This is a genomic window from Peptoniphilus grossensis ph5 (assembly GCF_000311825.1).
Classification (GTDB): Bacteria; Bacillota; Clostridia; order Tissierellales; family Peptoniphilaceae; genus Peptoniphilus_A; species Peptoniphilus_A hominis.
Window position 1 is genome coordinate 229,272 of sequence record NZ_HE978566.1, and the last position, 8,884, is coordinate 238,155.

Sequence of the window (8,884 nt, forward strand, 5' to 3'; positions counted from 1 at the left end):
GCCTTAGAAAATAATTACTAATAAATAGAAAAAGCCTTGATGTTCCTACACCAAGGCTAATTTTTTGTCCTAATTTATAAAATTATTTTTCATTAAATTCTTTAAAATTCTGAGATGTCATATATATCCATGTTTTCTTCGTGGAATTTTTTATTTTTTACGGCTACTCTTGCTGCTAGGGTGTCAAGTGATGTTACTATATCGATGCCATATTCTGTTGCCATTCTTCTAATCTTGAAGCCATCTCTTGTTGAGTCGCCACCTCTTGTTGGAGTGTTGACAACAATGTCGATTTCGCCATTTCTTATTACATCTAAGATATTTGGTCTTGGGTCATTTATCTTTCCAATTTCTCTTGCATCAATGCCTTCTTCTTTAAGAAGCTGGCAAGTTCCCTTAGTTGCTATAAATTTGTAGCCCAAGTCCTTCATAGTCTTTGCGATTTCTATAAATTCTTTCTTATCATTGTCATTTACTGTTGCAAGGACAGTTGAAACTTCATTTTCTATTGCTGATCCTGATGCCAAGAAGCCTTTGAAAAGAGCTTCGTCAATATCTTTTCCAACGCCAAGGACTTCGCCTGTAGATTTCATTTCAGGTCCAAGAGAGATTTCTACTCTGTTTAGTTTTGACATAGAAAAGACTGGAACTTTTACTGCCATTAGCTTAGGCTCTTTGTAGATGTCTACTCCATAGCCAAGGTCTTTTAGTTTTTCGCCAAGCATAGTCTTTGTTGCTAGGTCAACTATTGGCACACCAGAAACCTTTGAGATGTAAGGCACAGTTCTTGATGCACGAGGGTTTACTTCTATGATGTATAGGTCATTTTTGTATTCTATGAATTGAATGTTGATCATGCCCTTTACATGAAGTGCCTTGGCAATTTTCTTTGTGTAGTCTAAGATTTTTGCCTTTATAGCATCTGAGATGTGAAGGCTTGGATAAATTGTTATTGAGTCGCCAGAGTGAACTCCTGCTCTTTCAAGGTGTTCCATGATGCCAGGAATTAAGACATCTTCGCCATCTGAAATTGCGTCAACTTCGATTTCACGACCAACTAAATACTTGTCGATTAAAACTGGGTTAACTGCATCTCTTTCGAAGGCACTTTGCAAATAAGTTTTCAAACTTTCTTCGTCATAAGTTATTTGCATTCCTTGTCCACCAAGTACATAGGAAGGTCTTACAAGTAGTGGATAGCCAAGTTCCTTTGCAGCATCAAGTCCTTCTTTAACAGTAAAGACTCCATGTCCCTTTGGTCTATTGATCTTTAACTCTTCAAGCATTTCGTCAAATTTTTCTCTGTCTTCAGCCCTGTCTATGTCTTCAAAGTCAGTTCCCAAGATGTTGATTTTTTGTGAGTGAAGATATTTTGCAAGCTTAATGGCAGTTTGTCCACCAAAGGCAAGGATAACTCCCATTGGTTTTTCTATTTCGATTATAGATTTAACTTCTTCTTCAGTAAGTGGCTCGAAGTAAAGTTTGTCTGATGTGTCAAAGTCTGTTGAAACAGTTTCTGGGTTGTTGTTAATTGTCACTGTTTCTATGCCCATTTTTATTAGGGCCTTAATTGCGTGAACGCTGCAGTAGTCAAATTCAATTCCTTGACCAATCCTAATAGGTCCAGATCCAATTACGATTATTTTTTTCTTGTCTGATATTATATTTTCGTCTGTATTTTCATAAGTTGAGTAATAGTAAGCGCCATTCTTTCTAAATGGGGAAGTATCAACTCTTCTGTAATTTGGAAGAATTTTATTTTTTTCACGGAGTTCAATTACATCTTCCATATCTACGCCAAGGGCCTTGGCAATAGTCTTATCAGAGAAGCCAAGTTTTTTAAGTTTAGCAAGTTCATCAGGAGTCATTGTGTCAAGGCTTAACTTTTTAAGATTTTCTTCTTCACGAACTATGTTTTCAATTTTTTCCAAGAAGTAAAGGTCAATGCCAGTTATGTCGTGGATGAGTTCAATGGAAAGTCCACGCCTCATAATTTCAGCAACATCAAAAAGTCTTTCGTCGTCAGGGAATTTAATTCTCTTCTTTAATTCTTCAGTAGTTCTTTCTTCAGAGAATTTTGATTCAAGAGAGAATTTAGAAATTTCAAGTGACCTAATTCCCTTCATGAGAGCTTCTTCAAAGGAAGAGCCAATTGACATAACTTCGCCAGTTGCCATCATCTTTGTGCCAAGTTTTCTATTTGCAAATTTGAACTTGTCAAAAGGCCATTTAGGAATTTTAACAACAACATAATTGCAGTGTGGTTCATAGTTTTCTATTGTTTCGCCAGTAGTTTCATTTTCGATTTCAGAAAGGTTAAAGCCAAGGGCAATCTTTGTTGCAATTCTTGCAATTGGATAACCTGTTGCCTTTGATGCAAGGGCAGAGGAACGAGAAACTCTTGGATTGATTTCGATAACTGCGTAGTCCAAAGTTTCAGGATTTAAGGCAAGTTGAACATTACAAGCGCCAACAACATTTACATTTTCAACAATATTTAGGGCTGCATTTTTTAATTTTTGTAGCACATCCTTGTCAAGGCTTTGGCAAGGAGCAACTACAATAGAGTCGCCAGTGTGAACACCAACTGGGTCCACATTTTCCATGTCGCAGACAATAATTTTTTCGCCAGCTGCATCTCTTATAACTTCAAATTCAATTTCCATCCAACCACGAATAGATTTTTCAAGAAGACATTCATTTACTGGGCTAAGGCTTAGGCCGTGAGATAAAACTTCTTCAAGTTCTTCTTCGTCATAGGCAAAGCCGCCGCCAGTTCCGCCAAGTGTGTAGGCAGGTCTAATAACTAATGGGTAGCCAATTTTTTCAGCAAGGACCTTTCCTTCTTCAAGGGTAGTTGCAATTTCAGACTGGATAATTGGCTCGCCAATTTCCTTCATAGTATTTCTAAAAATATCTCTGTCTTCGCCTTTTTTTATAGCTTCAATGTCAGTACCTATAATTTTTATTCCGTATTTATCTAAAATTCCACGCTTGTCTAGTTCTAGGGTCATGTTAAGACCAGTTTGTCCGCCCATGCCTGCAATAAGGGAATCAGGTCTTTCCTTTTCAATAATTTTTTCTATAAAGGAAATAGTTATTGGCTCGATATAAATTTTATCGGCAATACCCTTGTCTGTCATAATAGTAGCAGGGTTTGAGTTCACAAGAACAGTTTCTACACCATTCTTTTTTAAAGTTTCGCAAGCTTGTGTGCCTGAGTAGTCAAACTCAGCAGCTTGTCCTATAACAATGGGACCAGATCCTATTACTAGCGTCTTCTTAATCGAATTATCTCTTGGCATTTTTTTCTCCTTTTCCAAATAAAAGATCAAACATTCTTAAAAATGGGCAAAAAAAATTTAAGGTATTAAATTTGCTCAAAAAAAAATCATGCACAAGGACATGATTTTGCGTCAGTCCTTGGACTGATTTTCTATTTTTTTGTCTTTATTATTAAATCACTTTTACAAAAAAAATGCAAGAACTTTTTAAGAAAAAATTTATAAAACTTCTCACAAAAATTTAGAATAATATGTAGAGAATCCTCATCACTTATATTGTCCAACAAAAGAGTTAAAATTATTTAGAATTTATTGTATAATAAGAAAGATAAGGAGGAGAAGTTATGACAAAAGTTCTCCATTTAATTAGTGGCGGCGACACAGGTGGCGCAAAGACCCATATCTTTACGCTTATGAAAGGCTTATCTGGCAAAGTCGAAACCAAAATCATTTGCTTCATAAAAGACACCTTTTATGACGAAGCAAAGGAGAGAGGCATCGACATAGAAGTCTATCCACAAGAAAAGAGATCAGACCTTTCCGTCGTTTCTAAATTAAGTGACGAAATAAATAATGGCAAGTACGACTTAGTCCACGCCCATGGAGCGCGAGCTAATTTTATTTGCATGTTTTTAAAAAAGAAAATAAAAGTCCCCATGGTCACAACTATCCATTCAGATTACATGCTTGACTTCAAGGACTCATTTTACAAAAATTTAATTTACACGACTTTAAATAAGATGTCCTTAAAAAAATTTGATCACTACATTTGCGTAAGTGACAATTTCAAAAAAATGCTAGTGGATAGAGGCTTTGACAGGGATAAAATTCATGTCCTCTATAACGGCATAGACACAGAAGAAAAAATAGAGTACATCCCAAAGACTGCTTTCTTGGAAAAATATAAGATCAACTACAATGGCGAGCTCTTGGTGGGAATAGCAGCCAGGCTAGATAAGGTAAAGGACCATGAAACCTTTATAAAAGCTTGCAAGGAAAGCCTAGAAGTAAACCCAGACATTATATTTTTAATAGCAGGAGATGGCGACGAAAAGAAAAAGCTTGAAGAAATGGCTAAGTCCTTTGGCATAGAAAAGAATATTTACTTCCTTGGCTTTGTAAGGGACAAGTATTCCTTCTTTAACGCCATAGACATAAATGTCTTAACCAGCATTTCCGAGTCCTTTCCCTATGTAATTCTTGAAGCAGCAATGCTAGCTGTGCCTACAGTTTCCACAAAGACTGGCGGCATACCAGAGATCATAAAGGACGATTACACTGGATACTTATTCCCAGTGGGAAATTACAAGTCCCTTTCCAGATACCTTTTGGACCTCTATGACAAGAGAGACAAACTAAAGGAACTTGGCGACAACATAAAAAAAGAAGTAGTAGAAAAATATTCTCATGAATCCATGGGAGAAAGACAAAAAGAAATTTACGATGAAATATTAAGGGGAGGAAAAAATGAAGATAATTGACAAAAGGGGCAGACTTTTTGGACTAATTAACATAGTCGATTTATTAGTAATAATTTTATTACTTGCACTTGTAATGGTGGGAGTAAAGAGATTTGGCAACAAGGCAGCAGTTGGTGAAGCAACAACAAAAAAGGGTGTCATCACTGCAGAAGTTAAAGATGTAAGAGATGTAACTGCCAATAACATAAAAGTTGGCGATCCAATCTACGACTACGACAAGGGAACTTTAATAGGCAAAATTGCCACAGCTGAAGTTGAACCCTACAAGGACAAGACAGAATACCAAGGCAAATTTTACAATGCAGAAGTACCTGGCAAGTTCAGAGTAATTATTACAATAGACGCAGATGTCAAGGAAACACAAGATTTTTATCAAGTTGGCACTGAACAAGTGAGAATCGGTGCAGAGATGAGAATAAAAAATAAGTCCATAACAACATTTATGACAATACTTGGCGTTGAAGTAAAGAACTAGGTGATCACTATTAATTCATTAACTATAAGCTTTCTAAATAAAATCCACAGGTCCTTTTCTGCCTACTATGAGAGTTCACAGACAAAGAGGATTATGGGTTTTATTAGAAAACCTCTAGCAGAAAACTTTGCAAATTCAAAGACAAAAAAAGTCCTAGCAGGCGAAAAAGTTTTATTTGCAAAATCCTTTATCTATAGAATTTATAGAGGACTTTTTAACTTAATAGAAAAATTTATGAATTTTTTGGGCAGGATCTTTGTGCCACTGATTAAACATTCCTTTTTCCTTGGCTCAGCCTTTAAGTCCCTTGAAGATTTTGACGAAATCGCAGGCATGATTTCAAACATCACCTTTTACACTGGAATCTTAACACTGATACTTTCAGTAATTTTAAGGGCGAAGATAATTTTGCCACTTGCCTTTATTGTACTTGGGATAATACTTTCCCTCTTAAAGGGCAAGTACATGGACATAATAAAGGGTTCCAAGGTCCTAGAATTTTTTACATCTTTCTTTAAACTAGATGAAGGCGGTGAAAGCTGGTGGTAAAATCAAAAAAAATTAATTTTATACTTTTGTCTGCAGTTTTCCTAAGCCTAATTTATTATTTCTTGGGGACAAAACTATTTTTGGTAGCCTTTGTGGGCGTAAGCGGACTCCTTTTAGTCATCCACGACATAAAAATTGGACTTTTCGCATCAGCCTTTTTATATCCCTTTGTGCCCGATGCCTTAGGACTAATAATGCTCCTTTCCATGGGATTTTTTGTCCTACTAAGGACCTTTCTCTACAAGGAAAGTTTCACAGTGGGCGAAAGGACAGTGCCCATAGCAATATTTGCCTTTATAATAGTTTTTTCAACAATAACATCCATTGACCCATCAGGCTCAGTTCGTGACTTGGCACTAAATGCAGCAGGCATATCCTTTTTATTTGCCATGACAAATTCCATAAAGACCAAGGGCGAGCTCAATGCCTTTGTGTCAACACTACTTTTGTCAGCCCTTGTAGTTGCCCTACTTGGAGTAGTCCAATACTTTACGGGAGTGCAAATGAGGCCAGAGTGGCTTGACACAGAAAATAACACAGACATTGCAGTTAGAGTTTACTCAGTATTTTTCAATCCAAATATTTTGGCAGAATACTTGGTCCTAATCACACCAATAGCAGTAGGAATAACTTGGTACACAAAGTCCATGAGGAAGAAATTTCTCTTTGCAGCCTCAACAGGCATACTCCTACTTTGCATAGTCATGACACTGTCAAGAGGTGGCTGGGTAGGAATTGCCCTTGCAGCCCTTGCCTTTGTCCTCTTAGTAGATAAGAGACTGCTATTACTAGGAGTGCCAATAATTCTTGGAGGACTGGCATTCTTGCCACAAAAGGTCCTAGACAGGATCACCTCCATTGGCTCAACAGTGGACACATCAAACCTATATAGGATAAAAATTTGGCAAATAACAAAAGATGTCATAAGAGACAACATCGTAGCAGGCGTTGGCTTTGGCTATATGCCCTTCAAGGACACCTTTGAGAGATACATCAGGACCATGCCCATCTACCATGCCCACAACACCTATCTTGAAGTGGCAGCAGAAATTGGCTTAATAGGATTTATCTTCTTCATGTTGCTACTTTTGTCCACCCTAAAATACGCCTATGTAAATCTAGTAAAATCAGAGGACAAGTATTTCAAGTACCTTGGAGCAGGACTCTTTGCCAGCATCATTGGCATCATGGGTCATGGACTTGTAGAGCACTTCCTCTACATTCCGAGAATAATATTTACCTTCTGGATTGTCCTTGGCATAATATTTACAGCCATAAAAGTAGAAAAAGCTGAAAGAGAAATCCTAAGCCAAATAAATTCAGAAGATCTAGAAAATATAAACACAGCAAGCAAAAACACAGTATAAAGAAAACCAATAACAGAGTGATAAAATGAATGGTATGAAAAAAATTGTAGTATCAGGATACTTTGGCTTTGACAACTCTGGCGACGATGCCATCTTAAAAGCCATGGTAGAAGACTTTAAAAAACTAAATAGAGAAAATTTTGAAATAAAAATGACAGCACTTTCAAAAAATCCTGAGAAGACAAAAAAAGTTTACGGCATAGATGCAGTAAATAGATTTTCATTACCAGAACTTATTTCAGCACTAAAGAACGCAGACCTCCTCCTATCAGGCGGCGGCTCCCTTCTTCAGGACATAACCTCAACTAGGAGCATAATCTACTATCTCTCAGTGATAATATTGGCGAAGATGCTGGGGAAAAAAGTTTGCGTCTACGCCAACGGCATAGGACCCATTGACAAGAGAAAAAATAGAATTTTGACCAAGAGAGTCCTAAATAAAGTTGACTACATCACCCTTCGTGACAAACTATCCTACGACTTCGTAAGAGATTTGGGAGTGACAAATAAAAATATAGAAGTGACAGCAGACCCAGTCTTTACCCTAAAGGCAGCAGATCAAGATAGGGTTGAGGAGATCTTAAGAGATGAAGGCATAAAAATAACAGAAAAGACATTGGGATTTTGCATAAGAGACCACAAAAAAGACGAAACAATAAAAGAAAAATTTGCAAAGACCATTGACCTCTTAATAGAAGCAGGCTACGACATCTTGCTTGTGCCCTTCCACACACCAAGGGACAATGTCTATTCAAGAGAAGTAGCAGAAAAGTGCAACCACAAAGAAAAAGTCATGCTAATAGAAAATACCTATTCAGCAGGCGAACTCATGGGCATCTTCAAAAAACTAAGGCTCCTTGCAGCCATGCGCCTTCACTCACTTGTCTATGCAGCCAGCGTAAATCTTCCCATGGTGGGCATAATTTATGACCCAAAGGTTGAAGCCATGGTTGAAGAACTTGGCATAAAAGAAGCTGTAGATGTAGAAGATTTCACAACAGAAGAATTATATGAAAAAACCTTGCTGGCTCTTGATAATTTGGAAGAAAGGCGACAAGTGTTGGGAGAAAATACAGAAAAAATGCGTCAAGAGTCCAAGAAAAATGTAGATATAGCCCTAAGACTCTTGGGCGAAAAATAGGCTTGAAAATTAAATAAAAAAATGGAGAGAGTAACAGAGATTTACTCTCTTTTTTTGCCTGAAAACATATAAAGACAATAGAAGAAATGACTGATAAGGAAAAACATACTTAAAAATCAAGTCACCATGTTCTTTTTAATTACAAAATGTTTTATGAACTCTTTATAACTTCTTCGGTAGATAAAAATTTAAAAATAAAAAGATAAAAAGAGCTAATTAATAAAAAATTTTTTTGAAAAAATTAAAAATCTTAAAATAAGAAAATTAAAGAATAAAAAACCATTGCTTAAAACAAAATATTAAATAAAATCAATACATCTAAATTTTTGTAAGATTCCTTTCAGCAAAAAATTTTTAGAAAAGCGTTTTTTAGCCAAAAATAATAAAAAAACTAAAGAAAATTATAGATGAATAGATGCTGAAATGAATATGCTTGTTAAAGTATAGAATAAAGAACATATAATACTACAAGAAAACTATTAAAAGATTGTATAAAATAAATACAAAATTTACTGGGGGGGGGTATTAAACCCTTGACAAAAGCTTGCAAATCCAAGAAAACTTAGGATTTTAAAGTGGAAAAAATT

At 36.1% G+C, this 8,884-nt stretch carries 6 protein-coding genes; 5 read left to right on the forward strand and 1 reads right to left on the reverse strand.

Annotated elements, in window-relative coordinates; all coding sequences use genetic code 11:
* Positions 1-101: 101 nt before the first annotated feature.
* Positions 102-3,305, reverse strand: a complete 3,204-nt coding sequence (carB, locus tag HGPG_RS01075) for a carbamoyl-phosphate synthase large subunit (protein ID WP_019124198.1) — start codon at positions 3,303-3,305, stop codon at positions 102-104.
* Between the two features lie 323 nt (positions 3,306-3,628).
* Between carB and HGPG_RS01080 the strand changes: the two genes are divergently transcribed.
* The 5 genes from HGPG_RS01080 to csaB all read left to right on the forward strand — a co-directional run bounded on the left by HGPG_RS01080 (position 3,629) and on the right by csaB (position 8,297).
* Entirely contained in the window at positions 3,629-4,765 is a 1,137-nt protein-coding gene (locus HGPG_RS01080; protein WP_019124199.1) for a glycosyltransferase family 4 protein, read from the forward strand.
* Positions 4,752-5,240, forward strand: coding sequence for a DUF4330 domain-containing protein (locus HGPG_RS01085; RefSeq protein WP_019124200.1), 489 nt, complete (start codon positions 4,752-4,754; stop codon positions 5,238-5,240). The genes HGPG_RS01080 and HGPG_RS01085 overlap by 14 nt, the downstream gene beginning before the upstream one ends.
* Before the next feature lie 93 nt (positions 5,241-5,333).
* Positions 5,334-5,789, forward strand: coding sequence for a hypothetical protein (locus tag HGPG_RS01090; RefSeq protein ID WP_019124201.1), 456 nt, complete (start codon positions 5,334-5,336; stop codon positions 5,787-5,789).
* Positions 5,783-7,156, forward strand: coding sequence for an O-antigen ligase family protein (locus HGPG_RS01095; RefSeq protein ID WP_019124202.1), 1,374 nt, complete (start codon positions 5,783-5,785; stop codon positions 7,154-7,156). Before HGPG_RS01090 ends, HGPG_RS01095 begins: the two co-directional genes overlap by 7 nt.
* 25 nt (positions 7,157-7,181) lie before the next feature.
* Complete coding sequence (csaB, locus tag HGPG_RS01100) at positions 7,182-8,297, forward strand: polysaccharide pyruvyl transferase CsaB (protein ID WP_019124203.1); 1,116 nt, start codon at positions 7,182-7,184, stop codon at positions 8,295-8,297.
* The last annotated feature ends 587 nt before the right edge of the window (positions 8,298-8,884 follow it).

Excerpts from the sequence above, each read along its gene's own strand:
- HGPG_RS01085 (WP_019124200.1), top strand. The coding sequence starts at position 4,752 with ATGAAGATAATTGACAAAAGGGGCAGACTTTTTGGACTAATTAACATA.
- HGPG_RS01090 (WP_019124201.1), top strand. The coding sequence starts at position 5,334 with ATGGGTTTTATTAGAAAACCTCTAGCAGAAAACTTTGCAAATTCAAAG.
- carB (WP_019124198.1), bottom strand. The coding sequence starts at position 3,305 with ATGCCAAGAGATAATTCGATTAAGAAGACGCTAGTAATAGGATCTGGT.
- HGPG_RS01080 (WP_019124199.1), top strand. The coding sequence starts at position 3,629 with ATGACAAAAGTTCTCCATTTAATTAGTGGCGGCGACACAGGTGGCGCA.
- csaB (WP_019124203.1), top strand. The coding sequence starts at position 7,182 with ATGAATGGTATGAAAAAAATTGTAGTATCAGGATACTTTGGCTTTGAC.